The organism is Achromobacter sp. DH1f (genome assembly GCF_000633435.1).
GTDB lineage: Bacteria > Pseudomonadota > Gammaproteobacteria > Burkholderiales > Burkholderiaceae_B > Achromobacter > Achromobacter deleyi.
On sequence record NZ_AYMF01000038.1, the window covers coordinates 145,560 to 159,383 of the forward strand.

Annotated in this window: 12 protein-coding genes; 4 read left to right on the forward strand and 8 right to left on the reverse strand. The window is 66.3% G+C overall.

Annotated features, from left to right (window positions below; genetic code table 11):
* The first annotated feature begins 149 nt into the window (after positions 1 to 149).
* Genes ugpA through U858_RS0130125 form a run of 3 tightly spaced genes read left to right on the forward strand, consistent with a single transcriptional unit; the run spans position 150 to position 3,043 of the window.
* On the forward strand, positions 150 to 1,031 hold the full coding sequence (ugpA, locus tag U858_RS0130115; RefSeq protein ID WP_025140824.1) for a sn-glycerol-3-phosphate ABC transporter permease UgpA: 882 nt from the start codon (positions 150 to 152) through the stop codon (positions 1,029 to 1,031).
* Between the two features lie 21 nt (positions 1,032 to 1,052).
* A complete protein-coding gene (ugpE, locus tag U858_RS0130120) occupies positions 1,053 to 1,904 on the forward strand; it encodes a sn-glycerol-3-phosphate ABC transporter permease UgpE (RefSeq protein ID WP_025140825.1) in 852 nt (283 codons plus the stop codon).
* Between the two features lie 50 nt (positions 1,905 to 1,954).
* On the forward strand, positions 1,955 to 3,043 hold the full coding sequence (locus U858_RS0130125; protein WP_025140826.1) for a sn-glycerol-3-phosphate import ATP-binding protein UgpC: 1,089 nt from the start codon (positions 1,955 to 1,957) through the stop codon (positions 3,041 to 3,043).
* Positions 3,044 to 3,124: 81 nt separating this feature from the next.
* Here U858_RS0130125 and U858_RS0130130 read toward each other — a convergent pair whose 3' ends face one another.
* From U858_RS0130130 to U858_RS0130150, 5 genes are all read right to left on the reverse strand, one after another.
* The gene (locus tag U858_RS0130130) at positions 3,125 to 4,021 is read right to left on the reverse strand and encodes a MipA/OmpV family protein (RefSeq protein WP_029954539.1); all 897 of its coding nucleotides are present in this window, start codon (positions 4,019 to 4,021) and stop codon (positions 3,125 to 3,127) included.
* A gap of 64 nt (positions 4,022 to 4,085) precedes the next feature.
* Positions 4,086 to 5,192: a serine hydrolase gene (locus tag U858_RS0130135; RefSeq protein WP_025140828.1), complete on the reverse strand. Its 1,107-nt coding sequence runs from the start codon at positions 5,190 to 5,192 to the stop codon at positions 4,086 to 4,088.
* Positions 5,193 to 5,314: 122 nt separating this feature from the next.
* Positions 5,315 to 6,607, reverse strand: coding sequence for an ATP-binding protein (locus U858_RS0130140; RefSeq protein ID WP_025140829.1), 1,293 nt, complete (start codon positions 6,605 to 6,607; stop codon positions 5,315 to 5,317).
* Positions 6,600 to 7,301: a response regulator gene (locus U858_RS0130145; protein ID WP_025140830.1), complete on the reverse strand. Its 702-nt coding sequence runs from the start codon at positions 7,299 to 7,301 to the stop codon at positions 6,600 to 6,602. The genes U858_RS0130140 and U858_RS0130145 overlap by 8 nt, the downstream gene beginning before the upstream one ends.
* Before the next feature lie 211 nt (positions 7,302 to 7,512).
* Positions 7,513 to 8,640 carry a branched-chain amino acid ABC transporter substrate-binding protein gene (locus U858_RS0130150; protein WP_025140831.1) on the reverse strand — a complete coding sequence of 376 codons (1,128 nt, stop codon included), beginning with the start codon at positions 8,638 to 8,640 and terminating at the stop codon, positions 7,513 to 7,515.
* Between the two features lie 280 nt (positions 8,641 to 8,920).
* On the opposite strand from U858_RS0130150, the gene U858_RS0130155 reads away from it, so the two are divergent.
* Entirely contained in the window at positions 8,921 to 9,526 is a 606-nt protein-coding gene (locus U858_RS0130155; protein WP_025140832.1) for an alpha/beta hydrolase, read from the forward strand.
* A 15-nt stretch (positions 9,527 to 9,541) separates the two neighbouring features.
* On the opposite strand, the gene U858_RS0130160 is transcribed toward U858_RS0130155, so the two are convergent.
* From U858_RS0130160 to U858_RS0130170, 3 genes are all read right to left on the reverse strand, one after another.
* Positions 9,542 to 10,705 (reverse strand): polysaccharide lyase family 1 protein, encoded by a 1,164-nt coding sequence (locus U858_RS0130160; RefSeq protein WP_051593719.1) that lies wholly within the window; start codon positions 10,703 to 10,705, stop codon positions 9,542 to 9,544.
* 85 nt (positions 10,706 to 10,790) lie between these two features.
* Positions 10,791 to 12,716, reverse strand: a complete 1,926-nt coding sequence (locus tag U858_RS0130165) for a Vi polysaccharide transport protein VexE (RefSeq protein WP_025140834.1) — start codon at positions 12,714 to 12,716, stop codon at positions 10,791 to 10,793.
* Positions 12,709 to 13,740: a sugar ABC transporter gene (locus U858_RS0130170; RefSeq protein ID WP_025140835.1), complete on the reverse strand. Its 1,032-nt coding sequence runs from the start codon at positions 13,738 to 13,740 to the stop codon at positions 12,709 to 12,711. The genes U858_RS0130165 and U858_RS0130170 overlap by 8 nt, the downstream gene beginning before the upstream one ends.
* Between the last annotated feature and the right edge of the window lie 84 nt (positions 13,741 to 13,824).

The window sequence follows — 13,824 nt, forward strand, 5'->3', positions numbered from 1 at the left end:
GGGGGTCCGCACGCGCCCTGCCCGCAATATTTTCCTTGCGCGACAGGGACTTGCATGATCCCCGGCTGCAGCGAACGAGGCTTAAAGCCCTGGTCAATTTGGGGCTTTAAGCCTATCGTGTTTTCATGAGTACCCATTAGGTCCCCCCTATGGAAAAACGTGTCGTCTTCGGGCATAAGACCTTGCCCTATCTGCTGCTCCTGCCGCAGATCATCATTACCGTGGTCTTCTTCTTCCTTCCCGCCGGACAAGCCATGTGGCAGTCCATGCGCCTGGAAGACGCTTTCGGGTTGTCGTCCGAGTTCGTCGGCTTCGACAACTTCATGGAACTGTTCTCGCAACAGGCCTACCTCGATTCCTTCCGTGTCACCGCCGTGTTCTCGATCCTCGTGGCGGTGGTCGGCCTGGGCGTGTCCTTGCTGCTGGCCGTCATGGCAGACCGCGTGATCCGCGGCGCCGGGCTGTACAAGACGCTGCTCATCTGGCCCTACGCCGTGGCGCCTGCCGTCGTCGGCGTGCTGTGGCTGTTCATGTTCTCGCCTTCCGTGGGCATCCTGGCCGTGGCCCTGCGTAAATCGGGCGTGGACTGGAACCCCCGCCTTGACGGCAACCAGGCCATGATGCTGGTGCTGATCGCCGCGGTATGGAAGCAGGTCTCGTACAACTTCCTGTTCTTCCTGGCCGGCCTGCAATCGATTCCGCGCTCGCTCATCGAAGCCGCCGCGATCGACGGCGCCAGCCCCGCCCGCCGCTTCTGGAGCATCGTCTTCCCGCTGCTGTCGCCCACCACGTTCTTCCTGCTGGTGGTCAACATCATCTATGCGTTCTTCGACACCTTCGCGGTGGTGGACACCACCACGCAGGGCGGTCCCGGCACGTCGACGTCCATCCTGGTCTACAAGGTGTACAGCGACGGCTTCCGTGGCCTGGACCTGGGTTCGTCCGCGGCGCAGTCCGTGGTGTTGATGTTCATTGTGGTTGCCTTGACGGTCGTACAGTTCCGCTACGTCGACCGCAAAGTGCAGTACTGATCTTGTTCGAGGCTGATAACAATGGTTGAACGCCGTCCCTGGCTGGATATTCTGGCCCACGTCATTCTGCTCTGCGGCGTGGCGATGGTGGCATTTCCGCTTTACGTCACTTTCGTCGCGTCTACCCAGACCGCCCAGGAAGTCGCGCAGGCGCCGATGTCGCTGATCCCCGGTCCGCACTTTGTCGATAACTACATGCAGGCGCTGTTCGGCGGCTCGTCGGGCGGTTCGTCCGGCGCGCCGGTGGGCCGCATGATGTACGTCAGCCTGATCATGGCGCTGGCGATTTCCATCGGCAAGATCTCGATCTCGCTGCTGTCGGCCTTCGCGGTGGTGTATTTCCGCTTCCCCGGCCGCATGTTCTTTTTCTGGATGATCTTCGTCACGCTGATGCTGCCGGTCGAAGTGCGGATCGCGCCCACCTACAAGGTGGTGGCCGACCTGGGCCTGCTCAACAGCTACGCGGGCCTGACCCTGCCGCTGATCGCGTCGGCCACGGCCACGTTCCTGTTCCGCCAGTTCTTCCTGACGGTGCCGGACGAGCTCATCGAAGCCGCGCGCATCGACGGCGCCGGCCCCGTGCGCTTTTTCCGCGACGTGCTGCTGCCGCTGTCCAAGACCAGCATCGCCGCGCTGTTCGTGATCCAGTTCATCTACGGCTGGAACCAATACCTGTGGCCGCTGCTGGTGACCACGCAGGAAGACATGTACCCCGTCGTCATCGGCATCAAGCGGATGATCAGCGGCGGCGACAGCGTCACCGAATGGAACATCACCATGGCCACCGCCATGCTGGCGATGATTCCGCCGGCGCTGGTGGTCATCCTGATGCAGAAATGGTTCGTCAAGGGTCTGGTCGACACTGAAAAGTGACGCTCGCCCGCTATCGCCCACCCGACAACGACTCCGAATACGAATAACTCATGGCTACTCTCAGCTTTCGCAACGTAAAGAAAACCTATGCCGGCAACGTGCCGGTCATCCATGGCATCGACATGGATGTGAAAGACGGCGAATTCATCGTCATCGTCGGCCCGTCCGGCTGCGGCAAGTCCACGCTGATGCGCATGGTCGCCGGCCTGGAAACCGTGACCAGCGGCGAGATCGTGATCGACGACAAGGTCGTCAACACGCTTGAGCCGGCCGAACGCGACATCGCGATGGTGTTCCAGAACTACGCGCTCTACCCGCACATGACCGTGTTCGAGAACATGGCCTACGGCTTGAAGATCCGCAAGTTCTCCAAGGACGAAATCAAGAAGCGCGTCGACATCGCCGCGCAGATCCTGGAACTGGGGCACCTGCTGGACCGCCGGCCGCGCGCCCTGTCGGGCGGCCAGCGCCAGCGCGTGGCCATGGGCCGCGCCATCGTGCGCGAACCCAAGGTCTTCCTGTTCGACGAGCCGCTGTCGAACCTGGACGCCAAGCTGCGCGTGGCGATGCGCCTTGAAATCATGAAGCTGCACCGCCGCCTGGGCACCACCAGCCTGTACGTCACGCACGACCAGGTCGAAGCCATGACGCTGGCGCACCGCATGATCGTCATGTACCAGGGCGTGCCCGAACAGATCGGCACCCCGATGGAAGTGTTCGAAAAGCCTGCCTCCACCTTCGTGGCCGGCTTCATCGGCTCGCCGCCCATGAACCTGATGGAAGTGAACGTCGCAGGCGACGGCACGGTGCAGACCGCCGATGGCTCGGCGCTGGAAATCTCGCCGCTGCAAGTGCCTTCGCAGGTACGCGGCCGCAAGGTCATCATGGGCATGCGCCCCGAGCACATGCTGCTGAACACGCAGGGCGTGCCGGCTGAAGTCGAAATGGTCGAAACGCTGGGCTCCGAACAGCTGGTGCACTGCCGTTGCGGCAAGACCACCCTGGTCGTGCGCTGCACCACCCGCCAATTGTCCGAGTCGTCGGCCAAGGTCGGCGACCGCGTCAACGTCGGCCCGGATGGCCGCCACCCGCTGCACTGGTTCGAGGCCGACACCGGCCGCCGCGTGCAAGGGCTGTAAGTCCTTCTCTGCGGGTGCCGGCGGCTTCGCGCCGCCGGGCCCGCCCTTCCCCTCCCCGCCTCCCGGGGCTGGCGCTTTCCCTTAGTAGGTGTAAGTCACCGCGGTGCCGACCGAATACTGGTTGCGGTCCTTCACGATCGGGCTGTCGGCCGCATCGCCGTACAGGCGGCGCGCTTCGGCCATGACCGACCACGACCATTCCTTGCTGAGCGGCAGCGCCCAGGTGGCGCCCAGGCCCACGCTTTCCAGCCCGCCCTTGGGGTTGTAGCGGCGATAGCCTGACTTTTCCGACTGGCGGTCGCTCACGCCGTACCAGGTGCGCATGTAGTTGCCGTCGCCGAAGTTGCTCGTCAACGCCAGCGACACCGAGCCGGCCGAACCTTCGTACACCGTCGTGCTGGCGCCCAGGTTGAACAGCGTGTAGGCGCTGCCCACGTCGCGGTCGTCGCCCTTCTTGAACGCATGCGCCACCGTCGCCGACAGCGTCACCGGGCCGAGCGTGGTCTCGGCATCCATGCCGATCTGGGCACGGCTCTTGATGTCGCCCAGGCCGCGCAGCTTGTTCGAGCCCTGGAAGCCGCTCTTGTGGTCTTTGCGCGACGCGCTGGGCGCGACATAGAAACGGAAGGTGCTGCTGAGCGCCTGCGTTTCCCAGCCCAGGCCATGCGCCGTGTCCAGGAAGAAGCCGCCGGGGCTGCGAATGCCCAGGCCGAACACCGGCAGCGCCGAGCTTTCATCGCTGCCGCTGTAGCGCGGCGCATAGCCCACGCCCAGGGTGCCGTAGAACTTCCATTCGTCCGCCGGCTTGTCGATGCCGGTGGGCACGTCGATGCCGCGCGAACTGGCGCCGCGCGAACTGTAGACCGAGTTGTCGGCGACGCGCTCACCGGCGCCGGACGATACCGCGGGCAGACAAGCCAGCAGGCACAAGGCGCCGACGCGGCGCGGCAACGAGGACAGAGGGGGATATCGCTTCATAAATACTTCCAGGAAACGAGGTTGAGGGGGAAACTCGGGGTGCGCCGCGGGTCGCGACGCAGGGCTATTTCTGGACAGGTCCGTGCTTGGCCTGCCGCATCAGGTTCATGGCCAGGCTGGACACCGATGCCACCAGCGGTTCAGACGTGTCTGCATTGCTCATCACCAGCACGGCCAGCTTGTCGCGCGGCGCCAGCAGCCAGCGGGCATGGAAGGCTTCGGTGGCACCGCTGTGTTCTCGCAGCGAATCGCCGGCGATGTAGTCCTGGTCGCAGGGCGCGGCCAGCCAGGACAGCGCCAGGCGGCACTCCAGGTCCAGGCCATTGCCCACGGTTTCCAGGTTCAGCACGGCGCTGGCCGATTCGTCATTCAGGACGCGACGGCCCTGGTAGGTGCCGCCCGCGAACAACATGCTGGAAAAGCGCGCCATCTCGGCCGAACTGGCCCACAGGCCTTCGGCGGCTTCGTTGGACTGCGGCGTTTCGCGCCACGGCACGCCGCGGCGATACCCGGCCGCGCGCAGTTCGCGCGATTCGTCGTTCTCGACGGCCAGGCGAAAGCCGGTGCGGGGAATGTTCAGCGGCTGCAGCAGCGTGCGCCGCACGTAGGTGTCAAAGGGTTCGTCGGCCACGTGCGCCACCATGTCGCCGAGCAGCGCATAGCCCATGTCTGCACGGGCCCGGCCCATGGTGTCTTCGAGCGTGTCCGGACGCAGCGCCAACAGGCGCCGGGCGGTGAAGGGATAGGCGCCCATCCAGTGCATGGCGGTGCGGCGCGGTTCGAATTCCCACTGCGGCAGCGCCTGCCCGGCCGGCGTATCGAGCGACAGGCGGCCGTCGTCGGCGGCGCGCAGCACGCTGGCGGCAGTCACGACCTTGGAGATGGCGCCGACCCGGTAGAGCGTGTCGCCGGTGGCGTTGCGATGGCGGGCGGCATCGGCGTAGCCGAAACCGCTCGCCCAGACGATGCGCTGATCGTCGACGATGGCGATCGACAGGCCCGGCACCCGTTGCGCGCCCATCTCATGGGCGATGCGCTGCTTCAGGTACGCCACCACCGCCGGGTAGTCGCCCTGGGCGATGGCGGGCGGCGCGGCCGGGGACATGCCCTGGCAACCGCCCGCGGCGATCAGGAGCATGGCGACGGCGGCCAGGCGGGTGAGCGAAAACATGACGGGCAGCGATTCCTCTTTGGAGAACTGCCGTCATGCTAGTCAGGGTCGCCGCGTCGATCTTTCCCGCTTTGTAGGGAGTTTGTGAAGATTGCGGCGGCAGATTGTGAAGTTTGTTTACGTTACGCCGCTTTCCAGCTGACGATGAAGCGCGCGCCGCCCAAGGGGCTGTCGGCCGCCTCGGCGGTGCCGTTGTGCCAGCGGGCCACGCGATTGACGATCGCCAGGCCCAGGCCGGTGCCGCCGGTGACGCGGTCGCGGCTTTCGTCCAGGCGGATGAAGGGCTCGAAAATGCGTTCCCGGTCGGCGGGCGGGATGCCGGGGCCGTCATCGTCGACCATCAGCACGTATTCGCGCGGCGCGGGCGAAATCAGGCTGACCTGCACCCGGCCGCCCGCGTAGCGGATGGCGTTCTGCAGCAGGTTCAAAAGCGCCCGCGTCATGTAGCGCGGGTGCAGGTGCACCTCGCCCACCTGGCACAGCACGACCTCCAGGCGCACGCCGGATTGCCCGGCCTCGAAGCCGGCATGCTGCACCACCGAATCCAGCCAGCTGCGCGCATCCTCCGCCTGCAACGCCACGCCGTCGCTCTTGTGCTCCAGGCGGGCGTACATCAGCAGCTCGGACGCCATGCTGTCCAGCTCGGCAACGTCGCTTTTCATGTCGTCGATCAGGCGTTTGCGCTCGGCGGCATCATCGGTGCGGCCGATCATGTCCAGCTCGAATGTCAGGCGTGCGATGGGCGTGCGCAGCTCGTGCGAGACGGCATTGGTCAGTTCGCGCTGGTTGCCGATCAGGGCGCCGATGCGCTCGGACATCAGGTTGAAGGTGTCGCCCAGGTTGCCGATGCTGGAATGGCGCGACAGGCGCGCACGGGCCTGGAGGTCACCCTGCCCCATGCGCAGCGCAGCCGTCTTCAGGGCTTCCAGGTCGCGCCAGATGGGCAGCGCCCACACCAGCATGAAGGCGCACAGCAACAGGCCCAGGGCCGAGTACACCGCCGCGATCACCCACGGGCCGAACGACGGCTCGGGCGGCAGCTTCACCTCCAGCCACTGGTTGCCCGGGCCGGGAATGGCCGCCACGAAGGTCTGCATCTTGTCGCGAATGAAGAAATCACCACGGGCGGCGATGCGGCGTTCCTTGTCGCTGGCGTTGTAGTCCGAGGCGTTGAACACCCGCAGACCCAGGCCGTAGTACGGCGCCAGCTGCTGCTCGATGTGGGCCGCGCGGGCCCCGGGCTCGACCTTGGACAGTTCCAGCACCAGGCTGTGGATCTGGCCGCGCACCGATTCGCGGGTGTAGGCGTCGCTGACCGGCTCGAACAGGTAGTTGGCCGATCGGTCCACGACTTCGTTGGAAATCACGAACCCCACCGCCAGCACCACGAAGAGCCGCAGGACAAACTTAATCATCGCTGTCCTCGTGCGCCTTGGGCGAGAACAGATAGCCCTTGCCCCACACGGTCTTGATGCGCGCCGGATCGCGCGGGTCGTCGTCCAGCTTGCGGCGCAGCTTGCTGACGCAGACGTCGACGCTGCGGTCCAGGCCGTTGAATTCGATGCCGCGCACGGCATTGAGCAGGTCGTCGCGCGTCAGCACCTGGCCGGCCTGGCTGGCCAGCGCCCAGAGCATCTCGAATTCCATGGTCGTCAGGTCGACCTCGGCGCCGGCATGCACCACCGCCCGGGTGCGCCGGTCGATGACCAGCGGGCCGAATTCCAGGCGCTCCGGCGGTTCCTCAAGCTGGCTGTGACGGCGCAGCAGCGCCCGGATGCGGGCCAGCAGCACGCGCGGCTCGACCGGCTTGATGACGTAGTCGTCGGCGCCGGACTCCAGGCCCAGGATCTGGTCCAGGTCGTCCTCGCGGGCGGTCAGCATCAGGATGGGCGCCGAGGAAAAGGCGCGCAGGTCGCGGCAGACCTGCAGGCCGTCGCGTCCCGGCAGCATCAGGTCAAGGATGGTGATGGCCGGGTCGTGGCGGCGAAAAGCCTCTACCGCATGGTCGCCGCGGTAGGCCTGGGCGACATTGAACCCGTGTTGCTCCAGGAACTGCGCGATCAGGCGCGAGAGCTTCGGATCGTCTTCGACTAGCAATGCCTTGGTCATGGTGTCCGGACTAGAAAGTGAGGGGTCGATTTGGCCGCATTCTACGCAAAACCGCGCAAGCGGCGTTCGACCCACGGAATCTGGCATCGGTTCCCGGCGGGCGGCGCGCACGGAAAAACCGGGCCGGAAGACTGTGCTTCCGGCCCGGTTCGGGGGTCAGGCGCTGGGCGGGCGCCCCAGGGAAAACACCCCGGAACGCGCCGTCAGGTCCTTACTTGTAGACCGACTTGGAGCCGTCCTTGTGCCAGACGAAGACGTCGAACTGGAAGTTGGTCAGGTCGCCCTGCTTGTTCCAGGACACCTTGCCGATCGGGGTCTCGAACGAATTGGCGTGCAGGTACTTGGCGACCTTGGACGGGTCTTCGCTGCCGGCGCCCTTGATGCCGTCGGCGATGACCTGGGTGGCCGTGTAGGCGGTCAGCTGGAACGCGCCGCTGGCGTTGCGCTTCTTGGCGGTGAAGGCCTTGACGATGTCGGCGTTGGCGGCGTTCTGGGTGAAGTCGGCCGGCAGCGTCAGCAGCATGCCTTCGGCGGCGTCACCGGCGATGGCGTTGATGTCGGGGTTGCCGACGCCTTCGGGGCCCATCCACTTGGCCTTCACGCCCTGCTCGGCCGCCTGGCGCAGCAGCAGGCCCATTTCAGGGTGGTAGCCGCCGTAGTAGACGAAGTCCACGCCCTGGCTCTTGAGCTTGGTGATGACGGCGGAGTAGTCGCTGTCGCCCGCGTTGATGCCTTCGAAGATCGCAACCGGCACGCCGCCCTTTTCCAGGTCGTTCTTGACCGAGGTGGCGATGCCCTGGCCGTACGACTGCTTGTCGTGCAGCACGGCGGCCTTCTTGGGCTTGAGCTTTTCCAGCACGAACTTGGCGGCGGCGGGGCCTTGCTGGTCGTCGCGGCCGATGGTGCGGAAGATGAACTCGTAGTTCTTGCCGTCGGTCAGGGCCGGCGAGGTGGCCGAGGGCGTGACCATGACCACGCCTTCGTTGTTGTAGATGTCGGCGGCGGCGATGGTGGCGCCCGAGCACACGTGGCCCACGACGAAACCGATCTTGCTGTTGACCACGCGGTTGGCGGCCACCGGACCCTGCTTGGGTTCGCAGCCGTCGTCGATGACCACGGTCTCGAGCTTCTTGCCGTTGACGCCGCCAGCGGCGTTGATGCGTTCCACCGCGGTGTCCACGCCTTCGCGGACCATGTCGCCATATTGGGTGACCGCGCCGGTGGTGGGGCCTACCACGCCGATCTTGATGGTCTGCGCCTGCGCAGCCGCGCCGAACGTCAAACCGGCGGCGACGCCGAGCGCCGCGATGACCGGGGTCAGACGAAATACTTGCTTCATGAGTGGACTCCTCGAATGGCTTGTAGTCGTTGGTTTGTAAGCCGGGCGGACAGCCGGAAAAGTGTTGGTCACGCCCCGTTACTTTGCATAAGCACGGCAAGCATACACTGAAAAATAGCCCCTTTTGGAGGGGTTCCGGCCCGATTTGGGCGACGTTTCGTTATTGCAGTGCCGCATACAAAGGCGGCTCGGCGGGCAGCCGGCCTTATGCCCCCTACCGTATATGCAAAAGACGATTTATTCGTTTGCGTTACTAAGGCCGCGCGGCATCATGGCCGCCATGAGACTCCAACCGATCATCGTCCCCGGATGGAAAAACTCCGGACCCGAACACTGGCAATCGCGCTGGGCCGCCCTGCTGCCGCACGCGGCGCGGGTGCAGCAGCGCGACTGGGAAAACCCTGTCAGCGCGGAATGGATTTCCACCCTGGCCGCCCAAGTGGACAGCGCCCGCAGCCCGGTGCTGCTGATCGCCCACAGCCTGGGCTGCCTGATCAGCGCGGCGCTGCCGGTGCCGCTGCGCGCCAAGGTCGCCGGCGCCCTGCTGGTGGCGCCCGCCGACGTCGAGCGGCCCGATGCCCCCGACTGCCTGCGCGGCTTTGCGCCAGTGCCCCGGCAATCGCTGCCCTTTCAGAGCGTGGTGGTGGCCAGCGACAACGATCCCTACTGTCGACTCGAACGCGCCCGTCGTTTCGCCGAAGACTGGGGCAGCCGGGTCGTCGTGGTGCCCGGCGCCGGCCATCTGAATGCGGACAGCGGCCTGGGCGACTGGCCGCAAGGGCTCAAGCTCTTTGGCGCGCTGCGCCGCCGCGCCTCGTGGCGGGTATCGCCGCCGCCGGAACGCATCGCCCCGATCCTGGACCGCCCCTTGTCGCAGCAGGCCTGAGAGGCCGCCTTCCGTTCATTTCGCGCAACCTGCTCCCATCCGCGATGCGGGCAGCGGCGTATCGCCGCTCGTGTTCCCGGCATGCTGGCGGATCTTGTCCGCCAACTCGGCCGTGGGCTTCTCATACCCATAGCAGTACGGCGGCGTGGGCGCGGCCTCGGGGCGATAGTCCTGCAAAACGGGTTTCGCATCCCCCAGGTACAGGTTGTCTTTCAGGCGCAGGAACGCCTTGAAGTCGCGCGTGTAGCCGTGCTGCGCCTTGCGTTCCTGGTAGGCGCCCTCGTCGGACGCGCCATTGTCCAGCGCACTGCGCTTGGCGGCCGTGGGAATGTAGCGGCAGTAGTTCACCTTCACGCCTTCCACCGTGGGGAAGAATTCCGGCTCCACGCACTGGCGCTTGGCGTCATTGTTGAAGATATTGCCTTCCACCAGCGCCTTGGCCTCCAGGCTGAAACTCATGCCGTAGAAATCCCAGTTCTCGAGCAGGTTGTTGAACAGGTGGAACGTGCCGAACTGGCCGCGCGGGTTGCGCTGCACGGTGTTGAAGAAATAGTTGTGGTGCAGCGTCACGCGGGCGATGGAATCGCGTTCGTAATTGGCGAACAGGTCCTTGGACGTGATGTTGTTGAGCAGCATGACCTTGTTCGAGTTATGGAACTTCGTCCAGGAAATCGTGACGTCGGTGGACCCGTTCTTCACGTTGAGCAGGCGGTCCGACATGCGCGACAGATCCATGTGATCCACCCACACGTCGCGGCTGTCATTCGCGATGTTCACGGCCTGGGTCAGGCGGTTCAGGCGGCCATCGATGGTCAGGTGCGTCAGGATGACGTTCTTGCTGCCATAGACGCCCAGCCCGTCGTCGATCAGGGCCACGTGTTTGCCACGGCCGTCGATCGTGGTGTTGGACGGCACGCGCAGTTGCGAGTCCAGCACGATCGTCATGTCGGAGGCAAAGCGGATCCAGGTGGGCCCCTTCTTGGCCTGCGCCAGCGCGGCGCGCAGCGTGCCCGGCCCGGAATCCTGGTCGGACGTGACCTCGATGAAGCGCCCGCCCAGGCCGCCCGTGGCGTTGGCGCCGTAGCCTTCGCGCTGCTGCAGCAGCGTCGAGACGAAAGCGCAGTGCTCATCCGGGCTGGCGCAGGATTCATTGGCGGCGGCCGCGCCGCCGTAGAGCATGCCCAGGACAGGCACCCAGGACAACACACATAGCAGCCTGCGATAGATCGGCCCGTTCGTTGCTGATTTCATGACAATGCACTCCTTAACGCTGCGCGGACCGGTCCGCGGACTGTACGTGGCGCCAGATGCCACCGCTCAGGCGCAGGTTCTCCGGCGGACCGGCCACATGCGCCCTGAGATGCTTGAAATACGCCTCTTGCCACCGGCGCGCATAGGTGTCGGCGTCTTCGCCCGGCTCGACCGCAGGCAGCATTTCCAGCGTGTAGGCCACGTGGCCGTTTTCCCAGCGCGGCACGTAGAACACCGACGGCACGCCCTGGCGATGCGCCAGGTGGGCCGCGAAGCTGGAATAGGTCACCGACTGCCCGGCGAAGTCAGTGCGCGGCGCGGCGGGATTGGCGGCGCCATCCACGGCCAGGCACAGCACATTGCCCGATCCCAGCGCGCGCATGCAGGCCTTTGCGACCTGCGCTTCGGTCTGGTCGGCGGTGGAAATCAGGGCGGCGGCATAGCTGCTCTGGGCGATGCTGGGCGCGGTCGCCAGCCAGCGCGACGGAATGCCCAGCAGTTCCAGCGCCATCAGGCCGGCATACATGGGGCCCACGTGCGCCGTGGCCACCACCACGCCCCGCCCGGCCGCCAACAGCGGTGCGAAGAAGCGCTCGCCCGTGTCCAGTTCGCCCAGCACCTGCATGGCATCCTCGACACTGTCTTCGCGGCATTCGAGCCAATCGAACAGCAGGTGGTCCACCAGATGGCCCCAGCGCGCGCGCCGCTCCCATTGCACGCGGTCGGCCGTGGCGTCGCCGCGCAGCGACCAGGCCCAATCCAGCCGGGCCTGCGGGATCGGCGCCGAAACCAGCTTCTGGTCCAGTTCATCCAGGGCCTGCTGGAACGTCGGCGCCAGCTTCTGCCCGCGCTGCGCCACATAGCGCTCGAACAGGGCCTCGGCCTCCGGCTTGCGACCGGCTTGCGACAGCGCGCCGATGGCGGCGCGTTGCCAGAGCGTCTTGTCGGGGGACTTTTCGACCAGGCGCAGCAGCTGGTCGGCGGCTTCCTGGTATTGCAGCGTGTAGCGCAGCGCCCGGGCGTACAGGCCCTGGGTCTGCTCCAGGTCCGGCGCCAGGTCGATGGCCTGGCGCAGCGGCGTCACGGCGTCCTTGTAGCGGCCGGCGCGCAGCAAGGTCTCGCCGTACAGCGTCAAGAGCCGCACATCGGCGGGCGCGGCCTGCAAACCTGCCTCGAAATGGGCCAGCGCATGCGTTTTGCGGTCGTCTTCCGTGGCCCGGCGCAGGTGCGCCAGGCCCAGCGAGGCGCGCAGCGCCGGGGCATCGTGGCTGGCGGCCAGCGCCGCATTGCCCAGCAGAATCGCCGCCTCGGCCCGGTCGTCGTCCAGCAGCGCGCGCACGGCCACCGTGGCCACGCGCGCGTTCGGCAAGTCCCCGGCCTGCAACGCCGCGGCAATGTCCGCAGCCGCCGTGGTGTCACCGCTGCGCGAATAGGCCAGCATCCACCAATGCGCATCACCGGGGTCGGCCAGCGCCAAAGCGTGGGTCTGGCGCGCAACCTCGGCGGCCTGCGGGATCTGCGCGGCCTGTACGCGCAGCTGTATCCGCACCGCGTGTAGCGCCCCGCTATCGGGCGCGATGACGGCGGCGGCATCCGCCTGGGCAATGGCGCGGTCCCATTGCTGGGTGCGGCCCAGCAGGCTGGCCAGCATACGGCGGTCGTCGGTACGCGCGGGATAGGCCTCTACCAGCGCTTCCAGCACGGCGATCGCCCGTTCCAGGCGACCGGCCCGAACCAGCGGCGACACCAGCAGGCGCCGCGCGTCACGCCAGCCGTCTTCGACCCGCGCCAGCGCCGGCCCAAGCGCGGCCAGGGCCGGCGCCGTGTCATCCGCCTGCAGGACCTGCTCGATGACCTTCCGCAGGTGGCCGGTGGCCTCGTCCGCGGCGGAGCGGGCTTTGGCGGCGGGCGCCGGGCGTTCTATCGTCGTATCAACCATGGCGCAATCCTCGCAACAAGGCCATCGCCGCGCGCAGGACGAACATGAGCACGAAGCCCAGCGCCAGCGCCTGCAGCAGCAGCACCGATGTGCGCGGGCTGCTGGGCCGGTCGGTGGACACCGGCTGGGCGATGATGGACAGATAACGCTGCAAGCGCAGGGCGTCGGTCACGGCCTGCTGGTACGACTGCTGCGCCAGCGTCAGGTTCGAATCCGCGAAAGCCTGCGTATTGCGCAGCGCCTCGTACGATTTCAGCTGCTTGGCTTCCGTGTTGCCATCGCCGCTCAAGCGCTGGCGTACGCTGGCAAGCCGCTTCTTCAAGGCCACGACCTGCATTTCGGCAGGCTTGAGCATGAAGTGGTCTTTGTTGTCGAGCGCGCGGATCTTGTCCAGGTTGATCTGCGCGCTGCTCAGTTCCCCTTCCAGCTGGCTGGACAGGTTCAGCAGCATGGCCACCGTGGCCGTGGGGTCGATATTGCCGTGCGTGGTCCGCCACGACGTCAGGGCTTCGCGGGCGCCCAGCGCCTTCTGTTCGGCCTGCCTGACCGATTCCTCGCTGACCTTCAGCTTGTCGGCCACGCCCTTCTCGTTCATGGTGCTGACGAACTCTTCGGCCAGGCCGATCAGGGCCTTGGACAGCGTTTCGGCGTCTTCGGACGAATAGGCCCGCACGCGCAGCACGTCGATCTGCTCCAGCGCGTTGAACGACACCTGCACCGAGGCGCGGTAGGCGCGATAGAGATCGTCCTCGCTCGAATCCTCGGACAGATGGTTGGCGGGGTCCATGCCCGCGTTCAACAGGTAATGGCGCAGGCCGACCTTCTTGTCCAGCTGCCGCATGCAGTCGCGCGATTTCAGAAAATCACTGACTGCCCAGCCGTCGACAAAGCCGCCAAGCATGCCGCCCGAATTGCCGGTGGTGAGCAGGCTGGCCGCCATGGCGCCACCGCCCTGCTGGCCGGACCCCGACTGCACGAAGAAACGCGATTCGGCCTCGTAGCGCGGCGTGGCGATCCACAGCACGTACGCCAGGGCCAGGGCCACCGGGGCGATGACGATGAAGACATTGACCCAGCGACGGCGCCGGCGCTCGATCAGCGCCGCCTG

Coding starts and splice junctions, on each gene's coding strand:
- ugpA (WP_025140824.1), top strand. CDS start 150: ATGGAAAAACGTGTCGTCTTCGGGCATAAGACCTTGCCCTATCTGCTG.
- ugpE (WP_025140825.1), top strand. CDS start 1,053: ATGGTTGAACGCCGTCCCTGGCTGGATATTCTGGCCCACGTCATTCTG.
- U858_RS0130125 (WP_025140826.1), top strand. CDS start 1,955: ATGGCTACTCTCAGCTTTCGCAACGTAAAGAAAACCTATGCCGGCAAC.
- U858_RS0130130 (WP_029954539.1), bottom strand. CDS start 4,021: ATGAAGCGATATCCCCCTCTGTCCTCGTTGCCGCGCCGCGTCGGCGCC.
- U858_RS0130135 (WP_025140828.1), bottom strand. CDS start 5,192: ATGTTTTCGCTCACCCGCCTGGCCGCCGTCGCCATGCTCCTGATCGCC.
- U858_RS0130140 (WP_025140829.1), bottom strand. CDS start 6,607: ATGATTAAGTTTGTCCTGCGGCTCTTCGTGGTGCTGGCGGTGGGGTTC.
- U858_RS0130145 (WP_025140830.1), bottom strand. CDS start 7,301: ATGACCAAGGCATTGCTAGTCGAAGACGATCCGAAGCTCTCGCGCCTG.
- U858_RS0130150 (WP_025140831.1), bottom strand. CDS start 8,640: ATGAAGCAAGTATTTCGTCTGACCCCGGTCATCGCGGCGCTCGGCGTC.
- U858_RS0130155 (WP_025140832.1), top strand. CDS start 8,921: ATGAGACTCCAACCGATCATCGTCCCCGGATGGAAAAACTCCGGACCC.
- U858_RS0130160 (WP_051593719.1), bottom strand. CDS start 10,705: ATGCTCTACGGCGGCGCGGCCGCCGCCAATGAATCCTGCGCCAGCCCG.
- U858_RS0130165 (WP_025140834.1), bottom strand. CDS start 12,716: ATGGTTGATACGACGATAGAACGCCCGGCGCCCGCCGCCAAAGCCCGC.